This window comes from Caballeronia ptereochthonis (genome assembly GCF_001545075.1).
Taxonomy (GTDB): Bacteria; Pseudomonadota; Gammaproteobacteria; order Burkholderiales; family Burkholderiaceae; genus Caballeronia; species Caballeronia ptereochthonis.
The window spans coordinates 39,470-65,903 of sequence record NZ_FCOB02000012.1 but is presented as its reverse complement, the minus strand read 5'-3'; the positions used below and the strand labels follow the sequence as shown (position 1 = coordinate 65,903).

21 protein-coding genes are annotated in these 26,434 nt (G+C 63.6%); 5 read left to right on the top strand and 16 right to left on the bottom strand.

What is annotated here, in order from left to right; genetic code table 11:
- Both AWB83_RS14450 and AWB83_RS14445 read right to left on the bottom strand, forming a co-directional pair.
- The gene (locus AWB83_RS14450) at positions 1 to 897 is read right to left on the bottom strand and encodes a fructose bisphosphate aldolase (protein ID WP_087046352.1); all 897 of its coding nucleotides are present in this window, start codon (positions 895 to 897) and stop codon (positions 1 to 3) included.
- 185 nt (positions 898 to 1,082) lie between these two features.
- Entirely contained in the window at positions 1,083 to 1,505 is a 423-nt protein-coding gene (locus AWB83_RS14445) for a hypothetical protein (RefSeq protein ID WP_087046251.1), read from the bottom strand.
- A gap of 304 nt (positions 1,506 to 1,809) precedes the next feature.
- On the opposite strand from AWB83_RS14445, the gene AWB83_RS14440 reads away from it, so the two are divergent.
- Complete coding sequence (locus AWB83_RS14440; protein ID WP_087046351.1) at positions 1,810 to 3,465, top strand: D-alanyl-D-alanine carboxypeptidase/D-alanyl-D-alanine-endopeptidase; 1,656 nt, start codon at positions 1,810 to 1,812, stop codon at positions 3,463 to 3,465.
- Between the two features lie 12 nt (positions 3,466 to 3,477).
- On the opposite strand, the gene AWB83_RS14435 is transcribed toward AWB83_RS14440, so the two are convergent.
- Positions 3,478 to 4,347 (bottom strand): alpha/beta fold hydrolase, encoded by an 870-nt coding sequence (locus AWB83_RS14435; RefSeq protein WP_087046250.1) that lies wholly within the window; start codon positions 4,345 to 4,347, stop codon positions 3,478 to 3,480.
- 105 nt (positions 4,348 to 4,452) lie between these two features.
- Here AWB83_RS14435 and AWB83_RS14430 point away from each other — a divergent pair, with 105 nt between their 5' ends.
- Positions 4,453 to 5,304: a LysR substrate-binding domain-containing protein gene (locus AWB83_RS14430; RefSeq protein WP_087046249.1), complete on the top strand. Its 852-nt coding sequence runs from the start codon at positions 4,453 to 4,455 to the stop codon at positions 5,302 to 5,304.
- Here AWB83_RS14430 and AWB83_RS14425 read toward each other — a convergent pair.
- The 4 genes from AWB83_RS14425 to AWB83_RS36800 all read right to left on the bottom strand — a co-directional run bounded on the left by AWB83_RS14425 (position 5,282) and on the right by AWB83_RS36800 (position 8,356).
- Positions 5,282 to 6,343 carry a phytoene/squalene synthase family protein gene (locus AWB83_RS14425; protein ID WP_087046248.1) on the bottom strand — a complete coding sequence of 354 codons (1,062 nt, stop codon included), beginning with the start codon at positions 6,341 to 6,343 and terminating at the stop codon, positions 5,282 to 5,284. The genes AWB83_RS14430 and AWB83_RS14425 overlap by 23 nt on opposite strands.
- 22 nt (positions 6,344 to 6,365) lie before the next feature.
- Positions 6,366 to 7,022 (bottom strand): septal ring lytic transglycosylase RlpA family protein, encoded by a 657-nt coding sequence (locus AWB83_RS14420; protein ID WP_087046247.1) that lies wholly within the window; start codon positions 7,020 to 7,022, stop codon positions 6,366 to 6,368.
- Between the two features lie 150 nt (positions 7,023 to 7,172).
- Positions 7,173 to 8,114: a UTP--glucose-1-phosphate uridylyltransferase GalU gene (gene galU, locus AWB83_RS14415; protein ID WP_087046246.1), complete on the bottom strand. Its 942-nt coding sequence runs from the start codon at positions 8,112 to 8,114 to the stop codon at positions 7,173 to 7,175.
- An 89-nt stretch (positions 8,115 to 8,203) separates the two neighbouring features.
- Positions 8,204 to 8,356, bottom strand: coding sequence for a hypothetical protein (locus tag AWB83_RS36800; RefSeq protein ID WP_167389114.1), 153 nt, complete (start codon positions 8,354 to 8,356; stop codon positions 8,204 to 8,206).
- 154 nt (positions 8,357 to 8,510) lie between these two features.
- Between AWB83_RS36800 and AWB83_RS14410 the strand changes: the two genes are divergently transcribed.
- A complete protein-coding gene (locus AWB83_RS14410) occupies positions 8,511 to 9,650 on the top strand; it encodes an acyltransferase family protein (protein WP_087046245.1) in 1,140 nt (379 codons plus the stop codon).
- Positions 9,651 to 9,662: 12 nt separating this feature from the next.
- On the opposite strand, the gene AWB83_RS14405 is transcribed toward AWB83_RS14410, so the two are convergent.
- The 3 genes from AWB83_RS14405 to AWB83_RS14395 are packed head-to-tail and all read right to left on the bottom strand — an operon-like array spanning position 9,663 to position 15,864.
- Entirely contained in the window at positions 9,663 to 12,134 is a 2,472-nt protein-coding gene (locus tag AWB83_RS14405; RefSeq protein ID WP_096059371.1) for a glycosyltransferase family 4 protein, read from the bottom strand.
- On the bottom strand, positions 12,131 to 13,630 hold the full coding sequence (locus tag AWB83_RS14400; protein WP_087046243.1) for an oligosaccharide flippase family protein: 1,500 nt from the start codon (positions 13,628 to 13,630) through the stop codon (positions 12,131 to 12,133). Before AWB83_RS14400 ends, AWB83_RS14405 begins: the two co-directional genes overlap by 4 nt.
- Positions 13,631 to 13,647: 17 nt before the next feature.
- Complete coding sequence (locus AWB83_RS14395) at positions 13,648 to 15,864, bottom strand: NHL repeat-containing protein (RefSeq protein WP_244197731.1); 2,217 nt, start codon at positions 15,862 to 15,864, stop codon at positions 13,648 to 13,650.
- 275 nt (positions 15,865 to 16,139) lie between these two features.
- Here AWB83_RS14395 and gmd point away from each other — a divergent pair, with 275 nt between their 5' ends.
- Together gmd and AWB83_RS14385 are read left to right on the top strand one after the other, a co-directional pair.
- Positions 16,140 to 17,183, top strand: coding sequence for a GDP-mannose 4,6-dehydratase (gene gmd / locus AWB83_RS14390; RefSeq protein WP_087046241.1), 1,044 nt, complete (start codon positions 16,140 to 16,142; stop codon positions 17,181 to 17,183).
- Positions 17,184 to 17,190: 7 nt separating this feature from the next.
- Positions 17,191 to 18,108, top strand: coding sequence for a GDP-mannose 4,6-dehydratase (locus AWB83_RS14385; RefSeq protein WP_087046240.1), 918 nt, complete (start codon positions 17,191 to 17,193; stop codon positions 18,106 to 18,108).
- A gap of 92 nt (positions 18,109 to 18,200) precedes the next feature.
- Here the strand turns inward: AWB83_RS14385 and AWB83_RS14380 are convergent, their stop codons facing one another.
- Genes AWB83_RS14380 through AWB83_RS14355 form a run of 6 tightly spaced genes read right to left on the bottom strand, consistent with a single transcriptional unit; the run spans position 18,201 to position 26,424 of the window.
- A complete protein-coding gene (locus AWB83_RS14380; protein WP_087046350.1) occupies positions 18,201 to 19,367 on the bottom strand; it encodes a glycosyltransferase family 4 protein in 1,167 nt (388 codons plus the stop codon).
- Positions 19,368 to 19,402: 35 nt separating this feature from the next.
- The gene (locus tag AWB83_RS14375) at positions 19,403 to 20,587 is read right to left on the bottom strand and encodes a glycosyltransferase family 4 protein (protein WP_087046239.1); all 1,185 of its coding nucleotides are present in this window, start codon (positions 20,585 to 20,587) and stop codon (positions 19,403 to 19,405) included.
- Entirely contained in the window at positions 20,550 to 22,073 is a 1,524-nt protein-coding gene (locus tag AWB83_RS14370; RefSeq protein WP_087046238.1) for a glucose-6-phosphate isomerase, read from the bottom strand. Before AWB83_RS14370 ends, AWB83_RS14375 begins: the two co-directional genes overlap by 38 nt.
- The gene (locus AWB83_RS14365; RefSeq protein ID WP_087046237.1) at positions 22,070 to 23,203 is read right to left on the bottom strand and encodes a glycosyltransferase; all 1,134 of its coding nucleotides are present in this window, start codon (positions 23,201 to 23,203) and stop codon (positions 22,070 to 22,072) included. The genes AWB83_RS14370 and AWB83_RS14365 overlap by 4 nt, the downstream gene beginning before the upstream one ends.
- Positions 23,200 to 24,171, bottom strand: coding sequence for a glycosyltransferase family 2 protein (locus AWB83_RS14360; protein ID WP_087046349.1), 972 nt, complete (start codon positions 24,169 to 24,171; stop codon positions 23,200 to 23,202). Before AWB83_RS14360 ends, AWB83_RS14365 begins: the two co-directional genes overlap by 4 nt.
- Before the next feature lie 30 nt (positions 24,172 to 24,201).
- The gene (locus tag AWB83_RS14355) at positions 24,202 to 26,424 is read right to left on the bottom strand and encodes a polysaccharide biosynthesis tyrosine autokinase (protein ID WP_374729118.1); all 2,223 of its coding nucleotides are present in this window, start codon (positions 26,422 to 26,424) and stop codon (positions 24,202 to 24,204) included.
- Positions 26,425 to 26,434 lie beyond the last annotated feature (10 nt).

Sequence of the window (26,434 nt, the reverse complement as noted above, 5' to 3'; positions counted from 1 at the left end):
TCAGACCTTCTTGACGGACGCGTCGTAGATTTCGTCGATCGACTCTTCGAGCGTCTTGTCGAACTCGCTGTCGCTCATCGACTTCTTCAGCTCGTTGATGAGCGCGCGCGAGAAGCTCGCGATCATGCCGTGGTTCTGCGCGAGCTTCTTGCACGCGTCGCTGCGCGTATAGCCGCCCGACAGCGCGACGACACGCACGACACGCGGATGCTCGATCAGCGGACGATAGAAATCCGGCTCATCGGGGATGGTCAGCTTGATCATCACCTTGCTCGATTCCGGCAGCGCATCGAGGCCCTTCAGCAACTCGTCGCGCAGAATCTTTTCCGCGCCCTTCTTGTCCGGGCTCTTGATCGACACTTCGGGTTCGAGAATCGGCACGAGGCCATGCTTGATGATCTGCGCGCTCACTTCGAACTGCTGCTTCGCCACCGCGGCGATGCCCTTCTCCGACGCCTGATGGATCACCGAGCGCATCTTGGTGCCGAAGACGCCGAGCTTGACCGCGCGCGCGAGGAGATCGTCGAGGCCGGGAATCGGCTTCATCACCTGCACGCCGTCGCTTTCCGCCTCCAGACCTTTGTCCACCTTCAGGAACGGCACGATGCCGCGGTCTTCCCACAGGAATGTCGGGACCGGCTTGCCTTCCGCTTCTCCGTCCATCGTGCGCTCGAACAGGATTGCGCCGATGACCTTCTTGCCCGTGAAGGAAGGCGCGGTCATGATGCGCACGCGCATTTCGTGCATCAGCTTGAACATTTCGGCGTCGCCGTTGTAGGCGTCGTCCGGAATTCCGTATTGCCGCAACGCGCCAGGCGTCGAGCCGCCGCTCTGATCCAGCGCGGCGATGAAACCATTCTTCTCAGCCATCTGCGCGAGCATCTTTTCGTTAGCCACGAACATTTCCTCCTCGAAGTTCAAACACCGGACATGCGCGTACGCCATCCGGGCTTATGGTTGAGCCTCCTCAAGTGTAATGGTTTTGGCGTGCGCCTTTCTCGTGCAAATCCGCCATTCCCGCGCAAATCGGCCAGGAATGGGGCGAGACCGTGCTTTGACGCACGGCCTGCGTGAGCTGAAGCTCAGGAAGCGGCGGAATTCAGATCCCCCGCACTGACCGGCTTGACGCCGGATCGCCAGACGACGCTCAAGGCGCGGCGCAGGAAGGATGGAGCGCGTTCGAAGTGGGCGGGTTGCGGCAGTTCCGCATGATCGTTCGATGATTCCACGACCGCTTCGACGACCGGCGAAGGCTCGGCTTCGACGATGGAAGGCTCGGGAGGCGGCGCGAGTTTCTCGCGCGCATCGCCGCAACGCTCGTTGAGCAGGCGGCGCATGTCCGGATCGTCGATCAATGCCTGGGCGGTCGCCATGCCGCGCTCGAATTGCAGCGCATAGGCGATGTCGGTGAAATTCTCGTAGCGGCCGCTATCGGCCAGCTCGAACGCCAGTTCGACGGTGCGCTGGCGCTTCCATGCATCGAGATCGTCGTGGCCCGTGCTCACAGATGTCCTCTTCTTCGCGATGAGGTGCCAACGATGTTAGCCCGCGCCGTGCGATTTTCCGTTGTCCGGTCACAACAAGCGAACGAAAGACGCGCAAGAAATCATACAAAAAGCGCTTGCCTAAAGCACCGGATCCGCGATAGTCCTCGCTTGACACGCGGCGTTCGCGGTATTTAATTCATGCAACCGCGCCTTTCAGCATGCATGCGGCGGCCGACATCTCCTGTCCGTGCTGTGAAGCAGTCCCGACGTATTGGATGTTCGCTCCATTCCGAGCGCGATGTGCCTTTATCGGAGCCGCGTCATGATCCCGCTTTCAGGAAGTCCGGCACGCCTTGCCGCTCTCGCCCTTCCGTGCGCGCTCGCTGCTCTCGTCGCATCCGTCGCCGCTTGCGGCGGCTCGGATTCGCCGAACACATCCGTCCCGGACTCCATCACTCAGGTCATGAAAAAACCCATGTATCAGGGCTCGACATGGGCGCTGCGCGTCGTCGACCTGACCTCGGGCAATGTCATCTACGACATGAATTCGAACGCGCAGCTCTATATCGGCTCGGTGCGCAAGCTGTTTTCGCAAGGCGCGCTGCTCGATCAATACGGCGCGCAGCATCAATTCCAGACGCCGGTCTACCGCACCGGCACCGTCGATGCGACCGGCACGCTCAACGGCAATCTCGTGCTCGTCGCGAGCGGCGATCTCTCGATGGGCGGCCGCACGAATGCCGACGGCACGCTCGCGTGGACGAACTTCGACCACAACGAAGCGGACAACCTCGGCAATGCGCAGATCACCGCGCCCGATCCGCTCGCGGGCTACGACGCGATCGCGGCGCAGGTGGCGGCTGCCGGCATCAGGAAGATCAACGGCGAAGTCGTGATCGACGACCGGCTCTTCCAGCCGTTCGACTTCCGCGGGGAATTCGACGTGCGGCCGATCTTCGTCAACGACGACGTGGTCGACGTGATCATCAACCAGGGCAGCGCGGGGTCGGCGACGCCGGTGGACTACCGGCCGAAGTCGTCGGCGTTCACCATGCAGTCCACGCTGACGACCACCGCCGCCGGCACGGACGACTCCATCAAGCTCGCGCCTGAAGCGCCTACCTGCATCGGCGCGCCCAACTGCACCGGCGCGCTCAGCGGCACGATCCCCGCGGATTTCGTGCCGCCGATCGTCCCGAGCTTCCCGCTGATCCAGACCTTCCGCATCACGCAGCCGTCGAATTATGCGCGCACGGTGCTCATCGAGGCGCTCGTGCGTGCCGGCGTGACCGTCACGGCGTCCACGGTGGAAAACAACCCGGTGCAACTGCTGCCCGCGCAGAACGCGTACTCCGCCGATGCGCGCGTCGCGCAACTCACGTCGCAGCCGTGGTCCGAATATGCCAAGTGGATTCTGAAGGTCAGCTACAACATCGGCGCGGACACGAGCCTGATGCTGTTCGGCCTCGCGAACAACGGCTCGACCACGCTCGACGCGGCGCTCGCGGCGGAAAACGCGACGCTCTCGAATGCGTACAAGGTGCCGATGGATCAGACGCATTTCATCGACGGCAGCGGCGGCGGCGACACCACGGCGACAGCGATCGCGGTCATCGCGATGCTGCGCGCCATGAACGGCCGGCCGACTTTCCCCACGTATGTGGATTCGCTGCCGTTCCTGGGCGTCGACGGCTCGCTCGCGAGCACGACCGGTTTCGAAAGCGATCCGACGCTCGCGGGCGCGAAGGGCAAGGTCTACGCGAAGACGGGCACGTATGTCACGGGCACGGAGACCAACGGTGTAGTCACGACGACGCTGAAGGGACAGGCGCTCGGAGGCTATGTCGACACGAAGAGCGGCCGCCGGCTCGCCTTCGCGCTGGTGGTGAACAACGTGCCGATCTCCGGCTTGCCCGACGTCATCAAGGTGTTCAACGACCAGGGCACGATCGCGGCGAACATCTGGAAGCTGCAGTAAGCCGCTCGTGACTCACCACGCGCCGGCGAATGCCAGCACCGCGCGATTGAACGCGCCGGGGCTGGCGACGTTCATCCCGTGCGATGCGCCGGCGATCGTCTGCCGCTCCGTGAACTCGATCCACGCTTCCAGCTTGTCGACGTTGTTGCGGAACATGCGCGGGCTCTTCTGGCCGTCGATCAGCAAAGTGCGGCATTTGATGTCGCGCGCCGCCTCGTGCGTATAGGCGGGCAGCGGATCGCGGAATTGCTTGGGCAGCGTGAGCGCGTTGTCGAGCGCCATGCGCCGGAAGTTCTCCGTGCTCTTCTTCCAGAAGCCGGGCATGCTCACCGAATCGACGAACATCTCCAGGCCACGGTCGAACTCGCCCTGCTCGATCAGCTCGGCGACGCGCGCACGCAGCGCGTTGGTCGCGGGCGGCAGCGCGGCAGGCACGGCTTGCTGCGACGTCTGCAACGGACCGCCGGGATCGGCGAGCGTGAGCGTCTTCACGAGACGCGGATACTCGCGCGCCAGATGAAACGCGATGCAGCCGCCGCGCGAATGCCCGACGAGATGCACCGGCGCGAGATCGAGCGATTCGATGAACTCGGCCGTCTCCGCGACGTGCGCCTCCCAGCCGAATTCGCCCTGCACGAAGGCATCGACGGCGGGCCAGTAGTGCGAGAGGCTCGGCGCGATGCAGCGGAACTGCTTCGCGAGCGGCAGGACCTGCGCGCTCCAGTAGCGGTAATCGCACAGCGATCCATGCACGAAGACGAGCGGCTCGCCCTCACCGCATTCGATATACGGCACGGAAACGCCCGAAGCCGGCGTGGCGAACGACGGTTCGGGTAGGCCTTGCACAGCGGTCAGCACGGAAAGATCGGTTCGCGCGTTCATGGATTCGCTCCTTTCCCGCACTATGCGCCGCGCCGATTTAAAAGAAAATCGCATAATATTGATAGAATCGTTCAGATTTTCTGATAACGAACGCTCGCTCGCCCCATGAAAGCCCTCGACCTCGATGTTCTCTCGATGATCGTCGCCGTCGCCGACACCGGCAATATCAGCCGCGCGGCCGAGCTGGTGCATCGCTCGCAATCGGCCGTGAGCATGCAGATCAAGACACTGGAGACGGCGCTCGGCAAGGCGCTTTTCGTGCGCAAGCCGCGCAGCGTCGTGCCGACGCAGGACGGCGAGGTGCTGCTCACCTATGCGCGCCGCATGATCGCGCTGCGCGACGAGGCGTGGGCGGCGGTCGTGCGGCCGGACGTGACCGGGCGCGTGGTGATCGGCGTGCCGGACGACTACGCGTCTTCGCTCTTTCCGCCCATCCTCAAGAAATTTTCGGCGACGTATCCGAAGGTGGAGATTCAGGTCGTGGGGCTGCCGAGCGTCGCGCTCGCGCCGATGGTGAAGGACGGCACGGTCGATCTCGTCTGCGCGACGCGCGTGAAGGGCCTGTCCGGCGAATTCCTCCGGCACGAGCCCATGGTGTGGGCGGCCGCGCCCGGCGCCACGGAAATCTGGAAGGAGCGGCCACTGCCGATCGCCGTGTTCCTGCCGGGCAGCGTCGCGCGCGAGAACGCGATCCGCAGCCTGGAGCGCGCGCGCATCGGCTATCGCACGTCGTATGAAAGCCCGAGCCTGCTCGGTCTACTGACAATGGCCGAAGCCGGTCTCGCCGTCACGCCGCTCGCGAAATGCGCGGTGCCTGCGCACTTCACGCTGCTCGGGCCGGCGCAAGGCTTGCCGGACATCGGCACGCTCGAAGTGGTGCTGGCGCGTAGCGCGGCGTCGAAGCGTCCGCCGTGCGACTTTCTCGCCGAGCGGATCATGGCCGAGCTGCGGCGCTGATTTCCGTTTCCATCGTGCGGATGCGGCGTGAAGTCCACCCGCGCAGCAAGCCGTTCGATGCCACCATCGGCAGCGACGCCGCCATGATCCGGTACACGTCATTGCGGCGGATCTTCGAAATCCTTTCCGGGTCGAGCCACGCGTCGTTACGCGCGAGCAATCCGAGCGTGTCGAGGCCGATCATGATCGGCCACAGGCAGGCGAGGCGCAGGCGAATCGCGCTCGACGGAATCGCGAGCGTGTAGTCGATCGCATCCCGATACAGCGCGAGCGATACGCGCAGCAGTTCGAAGAGCACAGGCCGCGCACGCCCGGACACCTCGGGCTGCAAGAGATCCTGTGGCGTGAGCCCGTGACGCGCGAGCATCGATTCGGGCAGATAGCAGCGGCCGATGCGCAGGTCGCGCGCGCAATCGCGCAGCACGTTCGTCATTTGGAGCGCCTTGCCGAAACGCACGCCGAGCGCGAGCATCGTGTCGGGCGCGGCCTTCAGCGTGCCGGGCATGTGCGCGTACGTCATCTTCGTCCAGAATTCGCCGACGCAGCCCGCGACCAGATACGTGTAGCGATCCAGTTCGCCGAACTCCTTCAGCGCGACGATCGTTCCCGATGTCTCGTCGGGGAAGGTGCGCAGATCGAACTCCATGCCCGTGGTGAGCGTCGTGACGATATCGCGGACCGCGGCCTGATCCTGCTCGCTGAGCTGCGGCAGGATCGCGAGCGCCGCGCTCAAGCGTTCGAGCAATGCGCGCTCGTCGGGTTGCGCCTGCTGGCCCGCCACCTCGCCTGCGATGCGCGCGAGCGCGCCATCGTCGGGTGCGCCGTTCACTTGCGCGCGCAACGAGAGCAGCAGTTCCAGACGGCGTTGCGGCGAGATCAGCGACGTGTCCGCGATCGTGTCCGCCGCGCGCGCGAGCAGATATGCGAGCCCGATGGGATCGCGCATGCCGGTCGGCAGGATGCGCAGCGTGAGATAGAACGACCGCGACACGCTCTTGAGAAGCGGGCCCAGAAGAACGGCCCGGGGCGAATTGTTCATGACTTGGATCGGAAACCTTCGGCTAGGCGCGCGATGACCGCGCGCCGCCGCATTGTATCCGTCCGCGTGAATGACCGGCTTTGCGGCAGGCAAGTCTGGCATGGGGACGTGGATGATGCGCGATGCGCACCATGATGCGCTTCGGCGGCGTCGTGGCGCTCGCCTGGGCAAGACGCTGCCCGACCGGTTCGACGATCACGTCCGCGCTGCCCGCCTTCAGCAGACCGAGTTCGCTCGCCGCCGCGTACGACAGATCGATCGCGCGGCCCTTTGTGTACGGGCCACGGTCGTTGATGCGCACGACGACCGACTTGGTTTTCGACAGATTGCTGACCCGCACGTACGAGCCGAGCGGCAACGTCCGATGCGCCGCGGTGAGCGCGTGCATGTCATAGGGCTCGCCGCTGGCGGTGCGACGTCCCTGAAACTTCGCGCTGTAATAAGACGCCCGCCCGATCTCCGCGGTCTCGTTCGTCCGGGCGTCACGATAGTCGAACGGCTCGCCGCTCAGGGAATTGCCCTCGTAAGCGCCTGGCGATTGCGCGGTGGAAGCGGTGTCGGGCGCGTTCCCGGCATCCTCCGCTGCCTGCGCATGCACGTCCGCCGCGCAGGCGCCCGAAGCGGCGATGACGACGACTCCGACGGCGTGCCATTGCGTGATGAATCCATTGTCCTGCATGAGCGAGCCTCTCCATGAAATGCCGACGCATCCGGATCGGCTCGCTCACAACGTCCGCATCGCCTCGAAGTTGACGAGAGCGACGCGGATATGACTCAACTTTACAGAAAGGCGCTTGTGTCGCGGCGCGCCCTTGATTCTCTCTAAGCCTCATCCTACTTGCATCGTATTCGACAACTGCTCCGATTGCGTTCTTTCCGCGCCTATGAGCTCCGGCATGAGCGCCCATACTTCCGCGCGCAGGTATTCCTCGAAGTCCTCGCGTACTTCGGGATGCTGCAACGCGAATTGAATCGTCGCCTTGAGATAGCCGAGCTTGCTGCCGCAGTCGAAGCGCGTGCCGTAATACCGATAGGCCAGCACTTGCTCGACGGCCAGAAGCGAGCCGATGGCATCGGTCAATTGAATCTCTCCGCCGACGTTCGGCCGCGTATTGCGCAAGTGCTCGAAGATGCTCGGCATCAGCACGTACCGCCCGACGACGCCGAGATTCGAAGGCGCGAGCGCGGGCTGCGGCTTCTCGACGATGCCCGACATCTTGATGACATCCTCTTCCCATTCGCGCCCTTCGATCACGCCATACGACGCGCTGTCCTCGCGCGCGATGCGCTCCACGCCAATCACCGAGCTGTGATAGTGATCGAATACCTCGACGAGTTGCCTCATCACGGGCTGCGCGCCGTGCAGCAGGTCATCGGCGAGAATGACGGCGAACGGCTGCTCTCCGACGAGGCGTTCCGCGCACAACACGGCATGCCCGAGACCGAGCGCGGCCGGCTGACGCACGTAAAAGCAATCGACATTCGCGGGCTTGATGCTGCGCACCGCTTCGAGCAATGCCGCCTTGTTGCGCGCTTCGAGTTCCGCCTCGAGCTCGTATGACTTGTCGAAATGATCCTCGATCGCGCGCTTGCCGCGGCCGGTAACGAAGATCATCTCCGTGATGCCCGCAGCGATGGCCTCTTCGACCGCGTATTGAATGAGCGGCTTGTCGACCACCGGCAGCATTTCCTTCGGGCTCGCCTTGGTCGCCGGTAAAAAGCGTGTGCCGAGACCCGCGACTGGAAACACCGCCTTGGTCACCTTGAGCATGACTCCTCCCTCCAGATCGAAACCGGTAATTGAAATGTCCCCGCTTTTTGCATTCCGGCACTGGCGGCCGGTTTCATTCGACGCTTTGCTTAGTCCGCTTCTTCCACCTGAGTCGTCGAAGCGCGATTCGAGCCGGGCCTGCGCAGCGGGCTCAAAGGGTCGTTGCGAAGCGCGTCGCGATATGCCGAGGCGGCCACGAGAACGAGCAGGACGGCCACGCCCGCTATTGCATGCATATCCATGATCGGCATCCATTCGGCGTTAGATGAGAATCAAACGTAGCAGAAAAAAATGGATAAATAATGCGTGGCGAGATCGGGAATTTTTTAGTTAGGCTTGCACTAGCGGCTGCATCTAAGATGCTCTGAATTTCCTTCGCGGGCCCGAGCGATCTCCATGAGCGACTCCTCCGTATTCGCGGCGTCCGCCGCGCGTCAAACGAGCGCCCTTCTCGATGACAAAGATATGGCAATCAACGCATGGCGCGGAATCGCCGCCTTGCTCGTCGCCTATTTTCATTGCCGCCAGGTCACGTGGATCGGCATGCAGCAGTTTCATCGAACGGCGCATGCCTGGGATGCAAATACCGTCATCAGCTATTTGACGTTTCCCATTGCGTGGGGATCGGCTGGTGTACCGATCTTCTTCGTCATCAGCGGGTATTGCATCCATCGCGCGATGGCGCGCAGGCTGATTGCCGATCCTTCAGCGCGGTTCGATAGCGTGAATTTCCTGCTGCGAAGATTCGCACGAATCTATCCGGTGTTGATCGCCGCCTTGTTATTGACGTTCGCGCTCGATTCCCTGAGCGAGACCTTCTTGCCCGTGAGTCGCAAGATCAATCCGTTCGACCTGCATGCGTTTCTCGTCAATCTACTTTCCCTGCAAGGAATCGCGGGAAAGACGTTCGGCTCGAATGGCGCGCTCTGGACGCTTTCCATCGAGGTGCAGTTCTATCTCGTCTATCCGTTGCTGATCGCATTGCGGCGGCGCATCGGGATGCGCGGCGTATTGATCTTCGTCGGCCTCGTGAATCTCGCGTCGGCGTTGGCGTTCGAGCGGCAGCACATCGTCGTGTTCACGTCCTATTGGTTCGCCTGGACGTCGGGGGCCTGGATTGCGGAAGCAAAGGCGCTCGGGGTCAGGGCTCGGTCCCGAACGGGGTTCGTCGCAGGCGCGATCGCGCTTGCAGGATGCGGCGCGTTCAGCCTCGCCCAATATGCGGCGTTTCAGCTATGGGCCGTGGCATTCGCGGTGTATTTGTTCGGCGCGCTCGACAAGCCCATGCGCGAGACGCTCGCGGCGCGCGGATTGTCTTCCCTCGGCGAATTCAGCTTCTCGCTCTATGTCGTGCATCTGCCGATCTTCGTGCTGCTTGGATCGATCTTCTTCAGGTCCGCGCTGCAGACCGATATCTGGGCCACGTTCGCCTTTACGGCCGTTGCCGTGGGCGTCGCTCTTGCGTTCCATTTCGTCGTTGAACGGCCTGCGATGATGTGGTCCGCGGCGCTCAAGCACTCCCTGCGCAGTGCCTGAGCCCGTCGACGTTCACCCTCGTTTGCGCGTCCGTTCCGCCACATCGGCCAGGATCTTCTCCACGCTCTCGACATACCGCTGCGTGCCAAACCGGCTCGTCGCATTGACATAGCCCTGCTCGACGAGCCGCTCGCGCAAGGGCGCATTGCTCTTGAGCCTTTCGAGAACGCGCGCCAGCTCGGCGGCGTCGCCGGGGGAACAGAGAATGCCGTTCTCCCCGTCTTCGACGATATCCATCACGCCGCCCGCACGCGTCGCCACGACAGGCCGTTTCGACAACATGCCTTCGATGATGACGCGCCCGAAAGGCTCCGGCATGATCGACGTATGCGTGACCACATCGACGGCCTTCATGCACGCGGCGATATCGTCCTGAAAGCCCAGAAAATGCACGCGATCCGCGAGCGCGTGTTCCTTCACGAATGTACGCAACTCCGCCTCGTAATCGCCTTCGCCGAAGAGCGCCGCGCCGACGAGCACAGCATGCATCTCCGGACATTCGAGCAGCGCCTCCAGCAACACATGCTGCCCCTTCCAGCGCGCGAGGCGGCTGAAGCTGCCGACCAGAAACGCATCCGGTGGCAAGCCGAAGCGCGCGCGCAACTGGTGCTGCGCGACCGCTTCGAGATCCGTGAATGGCTCCGCCGAGATGCCATTGAACACGACGTCGAGCCGCTCCTCGCGCAAGCGCGTGAGTGCGGTCACCGCCGCCGCCGATGCCGTCGAGTTCGCGATCACATGCTCGAGCATCAGCTTGGTGCACCACTTGATGATCGCGAGCTGCGTACGGCCGAAATGTTCCTCGCTGACGATATCGCGCAGATGCCACACGACCGGCCTGCGCGAAATGAGACCGGCGATCGCGCCGATCACCATCGCGCGCTGCGTGTTCACGTAGATGACGTCCGCATCGCGCGATTTCTCGAGCGTGCCGCGCAGGAGCCTGAGCGCGCCGCCCAGCATGTTTACGCCCGGACGTGTTCCGCCGTCCTTGCGCACATTGCCGAGCGACTTGCCATCGAGCACGTCGACCTTCACGCCGACCGCTTCCAGAGCGATGCGGAACGGGCCATCGTCGAAGAGCACGGTCTGCACGTTGCCCCGCATGTTCTTCACGACTTCGAGCATCGACAGTTCCGCGCCGCCGAGCGCGCCGCTCTGATCGACCGCAAGCACGCGCAAATCGCCCGGCGGCTCGGTCATGGCCGGCGCGGCCGGCTTTTCATCGACGGGCAACGGCGGCAGCACGAACTGCGGCACGATCTGGGCCACATGTGCGCGCAATTCCTCGCGAAAGCGCGCATTCGAGAAGCGCTCCGCGTTCCTGCGGCAATCGGCGGGACGGAACGCGATGCCGTCGCGCTCGAACGCATCGACGGCATCGACGATCGCATCCGGCGTCTGCATCGGGAAGAACATGCCGGTCGGTTGCGGATGCGACTCGTCGAGCACCGTTTCGAGCACACCGCCCTTGCCATACGCGATGACCGGCGTCCCGCACGCTTGCGCCTCGACGACGGATATCCCGAAGTCTTCCTCGGCTGCGAACACGAATGCCTTCGCGCGGCGCATCTTCTCGTGCAGCACGGCGAACGGCTGATAACCCATGATCTCGACGTTCGGCGTCGCCTTCGCGCGAATCTTCGCCATGTCGGGACCGTCGCCGATCACGACGAGCTTGCGCCCGGGCATGCGCGCGAACGCTTCGACGACGACATCGATCTTCTTGTACGGCACCATGCGCGACGCGGTCAGGTAGAAGTCTTCCTTCTGTTCGCAAAGCTCGAACGACGCGACATCGACCGGCGGAAAGATCACCTTCGAGGTGCGCCGGTACACCTTGTGAATGCGCCGCGCAATGAAGTCCGAATTGGCGATGAAATGATTCACCGAATTCGACGTGCGGATGTCCCAGTTGCGCATGTAATGCAGAATGAGCCGCGCAAGGAGCGACTTCATGCCCGCTGTCAGATTCGACTGCTGCAGATACTGATGCTGCAAGTCCCAGGCGTAGCGTATTGGCGAATGCACATAGCTCACGTGGACCTGATCGGGCCCGGTCAGCACGCCTTTGGCCACCGCGTGGCTGCTGGAGATCACGAGATCGTAGCCGGAAAGATCGAGCTGCTCGATCGCGAGCGGCATGAGCGGCAGATACGCGCGATAGCGCTTCTTCGCGAATGGCAGCTTCTGGATGAAGGACGTCGTCGCGCGCTTGCCGTGCAGGAACGAGCGATCTTCGAGAAAATCGACGACACTGAAGATATCCGCATCCGGAAAGCACGCGATGATCTGTTCCAGCACGCGCTCCGCGCCCGCGTACGTGACGAGCCAGTCGTGCACGATCGCGACGCGCGGCATGCCGTTCTCGAGCGGCACGCTGCGCTCGCGCCGCGGCGCCGGCGCCATGATTGGCGCATTCTCATGCAGGAAGTGACGCGACTTTGCGCGTCCGATGAACGCGTCTTCGAATTCCATTTTCATGCGTCACTCCTCGCTTTCTGAGGTGAAGGGATGCGTGATCCGAGCTTTTGCGCGAAGGTGCGAACCAGCGAGCGCAGAACGGGACGCGTCAGCACGGACCATCCTGCGTTGGCAAGCGCAAGCAGCAACGCTGTCGCGATCGCGTAAAAGGGGTGGGCCGTTGCATCGATCATGTCGCCGAGCGCGATACCGGCAATCAGAAACGCGAGATGCGCGAACATGTCGAGCGCAATGGGCCTTGCCCGCACCCGCGACATCCACAAGAGCACCGCGTAGTCCGCGAGCGAGCGCAGCGCGACGACGCTCGCCGCGCCCACCGGCCCGAATCGTTCGATGCCGAACCAGAGCAGCGCCACGAAGAACGGCAACTGGAATAGCCCCGCGCGCGCCGCGGCCGCCGGATCGATTTGCGACTGAATCAGGATGCGCGTGACGCCCGCCTGCCCGACGAGCCAGACCGCGATAACGAGAATGCGGCCCACCGGCGCGCTCGCGACCGCAAGATCGGAGCCGATCCACACATGCAGGAAGGGTTCGAGCACGAGCATCGCGAAGAGCGCGAGCGGCGTGAACACGCCGTTGAGAAATTCGAGCGACGTCGCCGCCATGCCGTTCGCGTCGCTACGATCGATCGCGGAAAGACGCGGAAACAGCGTGCGCACCATCGCGTTCGGCAGCATGTTCAGGCGCGTGACGAGATTCTGCGGCACCGTGTAGTACGTGACGAAGCGAGCGCCGAGATGCGCGCCGAGCAGGACTCGATCGAGCGAATCGGTGAGCATCGTCGTGATCGACGAGACAAGCATCCATCCGCCGAAGCGGAACAGTCCGCCCGCGACGTTGCGCTTCGGCCAGTCGATACGGTGTATTTCAAGCAGCCTGAAGCTGGCTCTCGCGAGCAACAGCGCCGCGAGCAGACGCGCAACCACAGCCGCCGCGATCACCGTTTGCAGATTCGGCGCGATGAACCATGCGGCACCCAGCGGCAGCAACTGGAAGAGAAATGTGCCGAACGTCTGATTCGCGTTGTAGACGCCGAAGCGCTCCATTGCGTTGATCGCGCCCGCAAAAACCCACGACACGTTGGCAATCGGAATCGCGAGTGCGAGCCACGGCAACGCGCGATACACCTCCTGCTGCAAGGCGGGCGCGGAATGCGCGACGTACGCGGTGTAGATGAACGCGCCGAAGTAGATCGCCAGGCCGCCCATCACGCCGGTCGCGAGGTTGAGCCACACCGCGCTCCAGAATACGCGCGCGCGTTGCTCGACATTGCCCGCCGCCTGCGCCCGGGCGATCTGATGCTGCGCGGCCATGCTCATGCCGAGATCGAGAATGCTGAAATAGCCGATGAGCGTCCATACGAGGCTGATGACGCCATAACGCTCGACGCCCACTAGCCGGATATACGCGGGCACCGTCGCGAGCGAGACGAAAGTCGGCAGGATCAACCCGATGAAGTTGATCGCGACGTTCCTGACCATGCTCTTTTCCATCGGCTTTCCTCGCGCGTTCAACTCTTGGGGGTCCAGCGGTACATCATCACCTTGCCGCGCGCATCCTCTTCGACGAACACGAGATACTCGCCATTGCCGCGCCGATGCGCGCTCACGCCGTTAGGCACGTCTACCCAGCCGGATGCGTTGCCGACTTCCGGTCCCGGCTTGATGACGCCGACTTCCTTGCCCGAGTCCTTGTCGTACACGTGCACATCGCCGACCGGTTCGACCGCGAACACATATTGCCCCTCCACCGTCACGCCGATGACCGTCGAGAGCGGCTTCGCTTGCGTGTCCCAGGGCAGGTCGATCGAATAGCGCGCCCGCGGATCGCCCGACCAATGGTCGTAGCGCACGAGACGGCGCCCGACTTCCTTCCAGAAGCGGCGGTCATAGGGTTCCTCGGCCGTGTAGCCGGTGATGTACATCGTGTCCGATGCGGCGTCATAGACGGCGCGGCGCAACTCGGTGAAGGGTGCGGGCACGGGGTACGTCTGCACGTTCGCGTAGTCGTAGACGGGATTGCCCTGCTTGTCGAGTCCGCCGTAGCGCAGGCGATGAATGCCCTTCACATCGCTCGTGCGCCAGATGTCACCCTTCGTATCGACCCACCAGCCCCATCCGCCCGTGATGCGCGCCGTGCCTGGATTGCGCTGAAACTCGCCGGCATCGAAACGGCCGTTGCCGTTCAGATCGCGCCAGATCCATTCGCCGCCCTCCGGTCGATTCGGCACGTTCTGCACCGGACGCGGCCGTCCCGCGATGAAGCCCGATGGAATCGCGAGCTCGCCGTCGCGCTTTGCATCGAAGCGATAGATCTTCAAGTGGTCCGCATACATGTCCGTCAGATACAGGAACGTCCGGCCTTCGAGCCTTCGCGCGACAGGCAAGCCCGGCCATTGATCGACATGAAACACCGGGTCATCCGGATACTTGAAACGTCCCGACAGGAAGGCCGCGTATTTCCATTCCTGTCCCGCAGGCTTCGAGAGATCCAGTTCGAAACGCTTGTTGCCCGTGTACACGCTATCGGGCCTGCCCGGGTCCATCCACGCGCCGTCGACGAAAAGAAGTCCCTGCGTCTGCCAGCGCAATGCGCCGCCGGGCGCATAGCTTTCCAGCGTCGCGCCGAGTCCCGCGCCGATCGGGCCGTTATGCGGACCGATTCCATTGGTCGATACATACACGTTGCCCGCAGCATCCACGCCCACGCCGGTCAGCCCGTTGAAGCGACGCGGGCCTGGCTTGCCCGCGACGCCGGAGAAGATGCCGCCGCGCTCGCCCAACGTACCGGACTCGCGATACGCACCGCCTTCCTTCGTGAAGAACAGCACTTGCTGACGTGGTCCGTTATCCGCCACCAGCAAACGCCCCTGCTTGTCCAGCGCGACATCGACCGCGATGCTGTCCGCCTGCAAGCGCGGCGCATCGCTCAACGCTTCTCCCGAAGCGCCGTAATGCACGATGCGCGGATGTTCTCCGAGACTCTCGACGATGGCCCACAACGAACCGTCGGGCGCAAGCGCGATGCGTCCCGGCTGCGGCGCGCTCCATTGCGATTGCTTCTGCATCGACTGCGCGTCGTAGCGCTCGATGCGGTCCTGCGTCGTGTTCGCCACATACAAGAGCGCATCGCTCGCCGCGAGGCCGCCTACGTCCTGACGCGCATCGTTCGGCGTGTCGTTGATCGTCAGGAAACTGCGCGCGAGTGTCGCGCGCGGGTCCTTGTCGTTCGCCAGCGCCTTTCTGGCGATGGCGCCATCGGGACCGCCTTCGAAGGGCACGGGACGTTTCATGTCGCCTATATCGCGCCGCGAAACGCCGATCCATTGCCGGCCCGAAGGCGGCCACACGCCTTCCTTGACGAGCCGTCCCTTCTCGTTTCCGACACCGACGGAGACGAACACATAACGTGAATTCACCGCGACCGCATTGCCGCCCGAGCCGCCCCATCCGTGCGTGCCGCCGGCGTAGCCGAGCATCTGTCCGTCGCGATAGACACTCGCTTCGGCGCCGCTTTCATCCCAGGGCGAATTGGTGAACACGCGTCCATCGGGCGCGACGGCAATCGCCGTGATGTTGATCTGCGTCCACGTGCCGTTGCCGAAACCGAACGTATTCCCGATCCAGGACGATTTGGCGTCGAGCACGCGCACCGGCGCCGCCTCCGCGAGCGCTGCGGCAAGCGCGAACGCGATGCAAAGAGAAACGCAAGCCGATCTGAACGACACGGTACGCCGCAAATGCTCCTCCGATAGCGCCGCTTCAACGGCCCGATTTGACGCATTGAGGTTAGAGGCCAAATAAAGCTAAAAAAACGAAAATTAATTTCGCGGGCTTTAGTGGTGCAAAGTGGCCGCCTTATCTGGAGATGCCGCTGCGGCCGCCATGCAAATCGCGCGTCGTCGCTTGAAAAATACGGCTATCGGGAACCCATCGCGCACGGATATTTTTTCGTTTTCTTTTCCCTAGAATCGCCTCATGACATCTCGATGAGGTAGAACCCATGGCCACGCAGCTCAAAGCGATCATCACAGGCGTATCGGGACAGGACGGCGCGTATCTCGCCAGGCTGCTGCTCGATAAAGGGTACGAAGTGGTCGGCACTTACCGGCGCACGAGCTCGGTGAACTTCTGGCGTATCGCGGAACTGGGTATCGAACGTCATCCGAAGCTCAGGCTGGTCGAGCACGATCTGACGGATCTGGGCTCGAATCTTCGTCTGCTCGAAACGGCCGAAGCGTGCGAGCTGTATAACCTCGCGGCACAGAGCTTCGTCGGCGTGTCGTTCGATCAGCCTTCGACGACGGCAGGCGTCACCGGTCTGGGCGCGCTCAATCTGCTGGAAGCGCTCCGGGTGATCGATCCGAAGATCCGCTACTACCAGGCGTCCACGTCCGAGATGTTCGGCAAGGTGCAAGCCATTCCTCAAAGCGAGGAAACCCCGTTCTATCCGCGCAGCCCTTACGGCGTCGCCAAGCTCTTTGCGCACTGGACGACCATCAATTATCGCGAGTCGTACGGTATCTTCGGATGCAGCGGCATTCTGTTCAATCACGAATCGCCGTTGCGCGGCCGGGAGTTCGTCACGCGCAAGATTACGGACACCGTTGCGAAGATTCGTCTCGGCAAGGAAGAGCTCCTCGAGCTCGGCAATCTCGATGCCAAGCGCGATTGGGGCTTTGCCGCCGAATATGTCGAGGGCATGTGGCGCATGCTGCAGGCAAGCGAGCCGGATACCTACGTGCTCGCGACGAACCGGACCGAAACCGTACGCGACTTCGTGCGCATGGCGTTCGGTGCTGCCGGATATCAGCTCGAATGGGCGGGCAAAGGCGAGCGCGAGCGCGGCATCGACGTGGCGACGGGACGCACGCTCGTGCGTGTGAACCCGAAGTTCTATCGTCCGGCCGAGGTGGACCTGCTGATCGGCAGCGCGGACAAAGCGCGCGAAAAGCTCGGCTGGACGCCCAGGACCACGCTCGAGGCGCTGTGCCAGATGATGGTCGAAGCCGACCTCAAGCGCAACGAACTGCAGCCGACTTTCTAGGCGACTCATGGCAAGACGCGCACTCATCACAGGCCTTTCTGGCTTCACGGGCCGCCACATGGCGGTGGAGCTCACGTCTGCGGGCTATGACGTGTGGGGCACGATCACGCCTTCGCCTGACGGCGATGTCGCCGATGCGGTTGGCATTCCGGTCGACCTGCTCGATGCGGATGCGCTCAAGTCCTTCGTGGCGGACGCTCGGCCGGATGTCGTCGTGCATCTCGCGGGCGCCGCGCATGTCACGGGGAACGCGCCTGGAAAGACGTACATGGTCAACATCGTCGGCACGCGCAATCTGCTTTCCGCCCTGACGACGCTCGACAAGAAGCCGCGGGCCGTGCTGCTCGCCAGCACTGCGAACGTATATGGGAACGCGTCTGTGGAGACGATCGACGAGGACGTGTCGATTCAGCCCGCGAACGACTATGCGGTGAGCAAGCTCGCGATGGAGCATGCGGCGCGGCTCTGGATGGACCGTTTGCCGATCATCTTCGTCAGGCCGTTCAACTATACGGGCGTCGGGCAGAGCGAGGACTACGTGCTGCCCAAGATCGTCGGGCATTTTGCGCGGCGCGAGGCGCGCATATCGCTGGGCAATCTCAATGTGAGCCGCGATTTCTCGGATGTGAGGGATGTGGTGGCGATCTATGCGAAGTTGTTGCAGGCGGCGCCGGTGGGTGAGACGTTCAACGTCTGTTCAGGGCATAGCCATTCGCTCGGGCAGATGCTGCAGATGCTCGCGCGCATTGCGGGGTATCAGATTGATGTATTCGTTGATCCAAGGTTCATGCGGCGCAATGAGATCGCTCGGTTGGTTGGGTCGAATCGCAAGCTGCGGAAGGTGATCGGGCAGGTTCCTCATACGCCTATTTCGGATACGCTCGAATGGATGTATGACTGTATGAGTGCTCGGGTTGTTGTTTGATTTGGTCTTGGGTTTTGCTTGTTCTTTCGGCGGATCCGGCGAAAGCCGAAGCGAAAGCCAAAGCAAACGACCACGAACAAGCCCCAAACCCCTCACCCCCCCGGTCCCACCTGAATAGCCTCCTCATAAACCGCCGCAACGCGCCTAGCGATCACCGACCGATCAAAATTCTCCCACGCATAACGCCTGCACGCCCCCTCATCCGGCAAGTCCAACGCGCCGTCAAACACCGCGATCAGGCCATTGGCAATCGCATCCGCGCCGGTCGATTCAAGAACAAGATCCTCCGATAAGCCTCTCACCGCCTCAGGCAATCCGCCAACCGGCGTCACCAGCACCGGTGTGCCGGAAGCAAGCGACTCCACCGTGATCAACCCGAATCCCTCGAGAGCAACAGTCGGCACGATACTCACGTCCGCCGCACGATAAAGCGCAGCAAGTTGTTCATCAGGCACGAAACCGAGCAAACGCACATTGTCATCCAGACCCGCCGCATCGATGCGCGCCTGCAACTCCTCCGCCAGACGCCCCTTGCCCGCGACAAGAAGCAGCACATCAGGCACCTTCCGCTTGACGCGCGTCATCGCATCGATGAGAGATTCCAGTCCCATGCGCCGCACGAGCCGTCTCACCGCGAGCACGGTCGGTCGACCGACCGGCAATTGCAGCCTCCTGCGCGCCTCGGAACGCGTCATCTTCAGATCGAACTGCGCTACATGCACGCAACCCGGAACGACTCGAATGCGCTCCTCCGGCACGCCATAGCGCGCATTCAATATCCGCCCGAACGCCTCCGACAACACGATCAGACGCGACGAACGCGCATACACGCGCCGCTCCAGCATGAACTTGGCGCGCTGGCCCAGCGAATCGGCGCCCTCGACATGACTCTCATCAGCCCAAGGACCCTGAAAATGCGAGACCTGCGCAATGCCGCGCGTCACATCCAGACCCGGAAACGTGTAAAGCGCGAAATGCGACGACACGACATCCGGCCGCTCGTCGCGCAAGGTTTCGCGCAATGCGCTCCGCGCATTCATCAAGCGACGCGGCAACGATTGCGCCGCCGGCCCGAAACCGCGAATCGCGCCGCCCGTGTCAACGGCCACGCGCGGCGATCCCGCCACCACGCCGCGTACTTCGACACCCGCGGCCGGCAGCGCACCGACGAGCGTGTAATACATGCGGTCGAGCCCGCCCGCGCGCTCGGGAAACCAGTGCATTCCGATCTGGAGCGACTTGATGGATTGCGTGCTCATATGCCTGCCCTGTTCGATATGATCCGACATGCCGTTCAGGCGCGGGTTTGCGCCGAAGTCGCATTCATCCGTGTCACCGCGTTGTCCCGCTCATGAGACGCAAAGCTGCGGTAAAGGTCGAGATAGCGCCGCGCCATGCGCGCCCAATTGAAGCCCGATGCAAGTTCGCGCGCCGCGTCACCCATGCGTTCGCGCCTCGATGGCGAAGCGGCCAGGTGGCCGATCGCATGCGCCAGCGCAGTCGCATCGTCGGGATCTTCGAGCACGATGCCGCATTCTTCGCCGATGATCTCCGCGCCACCCGCCGTGCGCGCCGTGATGACCGGCAAGCCCGCGGCAAGCGCCTCGAGCAGCGAAAGGCTCATCGCCTCATAGCGCGAAGGAAAGACGAACGCATCGACGGAATGCATCAGCGTCGGCATGTCCTTCACCAGCCCCAGGAAATGCACGCGGTCCGCGATACCGAGCGCACGCGCCTGTTCCGGATAGGGACTTCCCGGCAAATAACCCGCCACGACGAGCTGCACGCCGGCAGGAAGCGAAACGAGCGCGTGCAGCACGGTTTGCAGGTTCTTGCGCGGCGTGCGCAGGTCGCCGACGAAGAGCAAAAGGAACGCGTCATCCTTCAAGTCGAACGCCGTACGGTCGGACGCAGCCGAACTGAACGCCTTCGTATCGACGCCGTTATAGACCACCTCGACGCGCTCCCGGTCGATGCCGCCCGCGCGAATTTCCTCCGCAACCTTCTCCGACACCGCCGCCACCACACGCGAGCGCCGATAAGCCCAGCCTTCGAGCCACGCGTTCAGTCGGCTATAGATCAACTGATACGCCGACCAGGCGCCTCCGCTCAGGCGAAACGGGTAATACGGGCTCTTCATCCATCCGCCGTGAACGAAATGCGCAGTGTTCACATCGGCGCGCGACCACGTGATGAAGCCGTTCGCGTGCAGCACGTCGTACTCGTCGCGATGTGTGCGCAACCACAGTGCGCTCTTGATCGCGAACACCTGCTGCCTGACGAGTCGCGTCGGCCATGCGCGGCCTGCGATCACCCGCACCCAGCGCAGGCGCGCATGCTCCAGCAATTCGGGCGCCACGTGCGATGCGACGAGTATCACCTCATGCCCCTCGGCCAGCGCCGCGCGCGCGATTTCGTAGTTGACGCGCCCTTGTCCGTCGTTATGCCGCACGACGTGCGTGACGATCGCGATTCTCATTGGCTAGCCCTTGAGTTTTGAATAAGAAAGCGTTGCGCCGCATGAGCTTCGCGTGATGGCGCGCGGCGATGATCGAGAAGAGGCTCGTGAACAACAGCGACCCGCCCGTGCCCACGAATGTGTTGGCGAAGAGCAGAATGCCGATCATCGAAAGGGAAAGGCTCAATGCGGCCTGCGCGAACTTGTCGTCGCGAAGCGAAAACGAAGCGCGCAATGCCCGCACGAGCAGCAGGCCCACGCCAGCCATGTACAGAAGGCCGCCCGGCCAGCCGAGCACGAACGGCACGTTCATCACGCCGCTGTCGAAGCTGCCGTACTTGCCGAGATCGCCGTTCGCGCTCGCGAGCTTCGTCGATGTGCCCGTCGCGCCGAAGCCTTCGCCCGTGACGTCGGTAAAGGCCGTCACCATGAATGTCGTGTAGAACTCGTTGCGTGCCGCGTAGCTGCTGTCGTCGCTCAGGTTGGTCATGGTTTGCAGGCGCGTGCCGAGACGGTCGGCAATCGGGCCAATCGTCATCAAAGGCACCGACAGGCCCACCAGCACCATCGCGCCGAGCAAAATGCGCAAACGCACGCGATTGCTCGCCTTGATGAGCTGCAGCACCATAGAGATGATCCAGCCGCCCCACGCCGAGCGCACCAGCGAGAGGCCGAAGGACACGAATCCGAGACCGCCAGCGATCCACCGCGCGCGCTGCGTGCCGGCCATGACGAACGTGAGCCCGGCCATCGCGACGAGCGCGAACGGACCCGACGAATTCATCGTGCTGAACACGCGCACGCCGAGCGGCACGGGCTCGCCTTGCGAGGCCATTTGCGAGCCGATCATCCACATCGAATCCCACGCCGGCATGATGAAGAACTGCACGATGCCGTATGCGCCCATCATGAGCAGGCCGTAGATGAAGGTGTCGAGCAGCACCTTGCGATACTTCGGATACTCGTGCGCGTTCACCATGATATGAAAGCCGATCAGCACTGGATACAGCCAGTTCGCGAGATCGTAGGTCGCGGCCATCGGTCCGCTCGACGCCACGCCGATCAGATACGCATACGCGATGCCGAGCAGCATCAGCAGCATCGGCAGGCCGCGCCGTTGCGCGAGCACGCGGTATTGGCGCAACAGCGTGAGGCCGCAGATCATCGTGACGACGAGCGGCGCGATCTGGATCATGCTCGTCGGCGTGAAGGAGCCTTTGCCCCAGTCCGCGAGACGCCGCACTTCGGGGCTCAGGAACCACACCCACCACATGAAGCCGATATAGCGCGCCGGGCTCTTGAAGTAGAGCCAGAGCGCGGCGAGCGTCGACATCAGCGGGAACGCGAGCGTGAGCACCGTGCCCTGGCGCGCGAGCACGAGCAGCGCGGTCAGGCCCCAGACAACGGCCTGAGCGGTCCACTCGGGCGGACCCTTGCGCGCGGGGCGCATCGTGCCGATGCGGCCGGCAAGATCGCGCGGCGCGCGGGGCAGGGAGGAGGCGTTCATCGCGTCAGCTCGTGCGATGCGAACACCGCCTGGCCGGCGGATGTCGCCTCGCTTGCGCCCTGGCCGCGCCCCAGCGCTTCGCGCGTCAACCGTACATGCTGCAGCGCGAACTCGCGGGTGGTGTAGTCACGCGAGACGAAATGCCGGAGCGCCGCTTGCGCGCGTGCAAGCGCAAGCGAAGGGTTCGCGCGCAGTTCGTCGAGCGCGCGCCGGAGCGCCGCCGAGTCGTGCTCAGGCACGTAAGAGACGTGTCCCGTGCCGAAGTAATCGCGCAGGCCGCCCACGTCCGTCGCGATCACCGGCTTGCCCAGCGCGACGGCTTCGAGCAGCACGGTCAAACCCGATGCATGGGTGTTCGCGCGCAAGGGCACGACGATGACATCGGCCCAGTCGTAAAGCTCGCGCGCCGCATTCAGGCCGATCGCGCGCGCGATGCGCACATTGTCCGCGCGCAACGAAGCCGGCACGCGTCGACGCGTCGCGATGCGCACGTCATAGCGTTCGTCGTTGCGGAAGGCCATGGCGAGCGTCGTCCAGTCGCGATCGCGGTCGTTGCCGATTGCGCCGATGCGCAACGGCGCATGCGGCATCCACTCGTTCGGCGCCGTCAGCGCGAAATCCTGCGTATTGAGACCATAGAATACCTGAGTCGCTTCGCGGCCGAAGTACTCGCGCACTAGCGCCGCATTCACGCTGGAATGCGTCGTGAGGATATCGGCGCGCGCGATCAGCTTGCGATATATCCAGCGACGCAATGCGCCATATCCGGCCCATTTGTCGAGCAGCCAGATCGATTGCGCAAGCAGGAGCGGTCTGCCCTTCTTGCGACCCTTGAGCAGAAGCAGCAGCGCCGCCGAGAGATATTCCTGCTCCGTATGCGTCCACACCGCATCGCAGGAGAGGATCGCATCGCGATTGCGCCAGGTATGAATGAAGTCGAAGCCGAGTGCAGCCTTCAATGCACGCCGAACAAAGCGCATTGGCGTGCTCTCTTCGGCATCGCGCGAATACGACAATGCGAACTCCGGCGATTCCGCATGATGATAGCCATACAGGCAGCCGATGCCGTCACCCTTGCGATAGTGCCGAGGATCGGCGCCGTAGAAGAGATGCACGTGCACGTTCGTCATAGCGTCCTCGCGGCGGGAATCGTCGGCGTCGATGCGTCGCGCGTGCGGCGTGCCTCGCGGCGCGCCTGCAATGCGCCCTTGCGTACCGCGCGCCAGCGTTGGCATGCGCGCTGCACGCCGCCGCGCATCGCGATCAGTGCATGGAGCACGCCTGGATAGGCGCGCGTGCCGATCAGCGCATACGAGAGCCAAACGATCTCGCGATCGACAGGTTCGAGCTGCTCCCTCAGGATCAGATGGAAGTTGTACGCGGCATCGCTCAGCGCGCCGAGCGTTTGCGCATCGCGCCTGTCTTCGTCGAAACGTTCGGCGGGAAAGTGATCGACCGCGACGAGCGGATCGTACGTCACGTTCCATCCCGCGCGCCGCACGCTCATGCTGAACGCCATGTCGTTGTGGACTTGCGCACCCGCGCCGCGCAGACGCGTATCGAAGCGCAGCGCGGACACCGCCGCGCGCCGGTAGCTCATGTTCGCGCCCTTCAACATGCGCACGGGCCGCGCCGGGCCCACGCCGAGATGATGATTGCCCACCACGCGCCCCGTGCGACGAATCACGCCGACTTCACGACGCGATCCATCGAGCACGCGGCCTTTCTCGTGCACCCAGTCGCGGCCGCCGATCGCCCCGAGCCGCTCGTCGTCTTCGAAAGCGCGCGCAATGCGTTCGATCCAGTCGGGATGCGGCGCGGCGTCGTCGTCAGTGATCGCGATGATGTCGCCCCCTGCCGCCTCCAGTCCGCGATTGAGCGCGGCCACTTGGCCGCCCGCGGCGGTCTCGATCACGCGCAATGCGAAACGGTTCGCGCTCTTGAGTTCGATGACGAGGCGCCGCGCGGTCGCTTCGTCCTCGGGCCGCGCGATCACCAGCACTTCGTCGGGCATGCGCGTCTGCGCACGCAGCGCGCTCAGGCATCGCTTCAGATCCGCCGGCCGCCGATAGGTCGGCACCACTACCGAGACTCTCATCGTCATCGCTCGATCTCCCTTGTCGTGCGCTCAGGTGCCCGCGTATTCCTCGACCGCGGCGTAATGCGCGCGTCCATAGCCGCGTGCGCGCTGCGGCGTGCCGTTGAGAATCGCGCCCTGCACGGCGATGCCCGCCGTGCGCAAGCGGCGCGTCGCTTCCGTGATCTCCGCTTCGTTGTGCGCGCCCGAGCGCAGCACGAGGAAGTTCGTGCCCGCGAGCTTGCCGATGATCAACGCGTCGGTCACGGCGAGCACGGGCGGCGTGTCGATCAGAATCACGTCGTAGGTGCGTCCGAGCGCGTCGAGATATTGCTGAAGACGCGGCGACATCAGGAGCTCCGAAGGATTCTCGGGACGCTTGCCCGCCGCGATGAAGCCGAGCGAAGGAATGCGCGTCGCGCGGATCGCATCCTCCAGGCCGATCGATCCCGCCAGCAGTTCGGCAAGGCCCGGCGCGCGCTCGCCGTCGAACGACCGCTCGAGCTTGCCGCGCCGCATGTCGCCGTCGATCAGCAGCACGTTCTTGCCTGTCGCCGCGAGCAGAACCGCGAGGTTCATCGTGAGAAAGCTCTTGCCGACACCCGATGCCGGGCCCGTCACCATCACGACGCGATTGCGCGCTTCCATCAACGAGAACTGGATCGACGTGCGCAGGCTGCGCATGATCTCCACGCACACGTCGTTGGGGCGCATCGTCGCGAGAATGGGCGCTTCGTGATCGCGCTCGCGGCGCCGCTTCGAGTCGGTATCGAACTTCGTCTGCTCCACGCTTTGCGGCACGAGCCCGAAGATCGGCAGCGCGGAGACACGCTCGAGACGCTCGGGATCGTCGATGCCCTTGAAGATCGCGCGGCGCGCGAACACGAAACCCGTGCCGAGAATGAGCCCGAGAATCACCGCCGCCGACATGATGAGCACCTTCTTCGGCTTGACCGGGTCGCCCGGACGCAGCGCCGCATCGACGATATGCACGTTGCCGCCCGTGCCCGCGCGCTGCACGGAAAGCTCCTGGACCCGATTGAGCAGCAGCACGTAGATGTCCTCGGCCACTTTGGCATCGCGTTGCAGCGCGACCGCCTTCACCTCCGATTGCGGCAGATCGCGGAAGCGCGAGGCATAGCGTTCGCGTTGCGCTTCGAGTTGCGCGAGTTGCTGGCGCGCCGTGGCCAGCGACGGATGAAGGTTGCCGTAGCGCTGCTCCAGCGTCGCGATCTGCAGGCGCAATGAGGAAATCTGCGCTTCGTAGTTGATGCTCCCCTCGAGATAGACCTTCGCTTCGTCGCTCGCATTGATGACGCCGGCCTGCCGCTGATACTCGGTAAGCGCCGCTTCCGCGTGCTGCAGATCGGCCTTGAGGCGCGGTTCCTCGGTCCTCAGGAACTCGAGCATCTTGCTCGCGTCGGACTGCTTGCTCTCGATATGCTGACGTAGATACGACTGGGCCAGCGCATTCGCAATCTCTGCAGCCTTGTCGGGGTTCTGGTTCTCGAGCGAGATCTGAATGACGCCGGTCTGCTTGCCCTGCTCGGTCACGGTAATGCCAGACTGAAAACTCGCGATAGCCGTGAGATCGTTCGCGCGCATCACCTTGAAGCGCGTGCCGGGCCGCGCGACGAGCGTCTTCACGAGCAGCGTCACGCCATTGCCGTTCGCGGTTTCGCCCGCGCGTCCTTGCAGGAGCACACGGCCCTGCGGATCGGCGAGCGCGTAGCGCGAATCGCCGAGCGCGGTGAGAATCAGGTCCTTGCCTTCCCATTGCGGCTCGACATCGATCGAATCGACATCCGCGATCTCGCCGCCCCACGCGTATGACGACAGGCCGAACCACGGCTTCGCGGGCACGCCCGGCGTCGCGAAACGCGCGGCAAGGCTGCCAAGCACCGGCAGCGTCACCGGCGACACGGAGAAGTTGAGCTTGCATTGCGCGACCACCGGCGCGACCACGCCGCGGCTCTTGATGATCTCGATCTCGGCGTCGGTCGGCAGTGCGCTCGAACCGGTGTTGATGGCCTGGCCGGTTTGCGTCTGCGTGAGCGCCTGCGAGGTGTTGTCATTGGTCTCGACGCGCACGTGAGCATCCGCCGAATACACCGGCCTCGCGATATAGCAATACACGGCCGCTGCCATGATGACGAACGCAGCAACGCCGACGAGCCACCAGATGTCGTCGATCACCGCTTGAATCAGATTGCCGAGAACGGCGTCCTCTTCATCGGGCTTCTGCAGATAGGGATGATCTTGCATGTTCACGATACGACTCCCC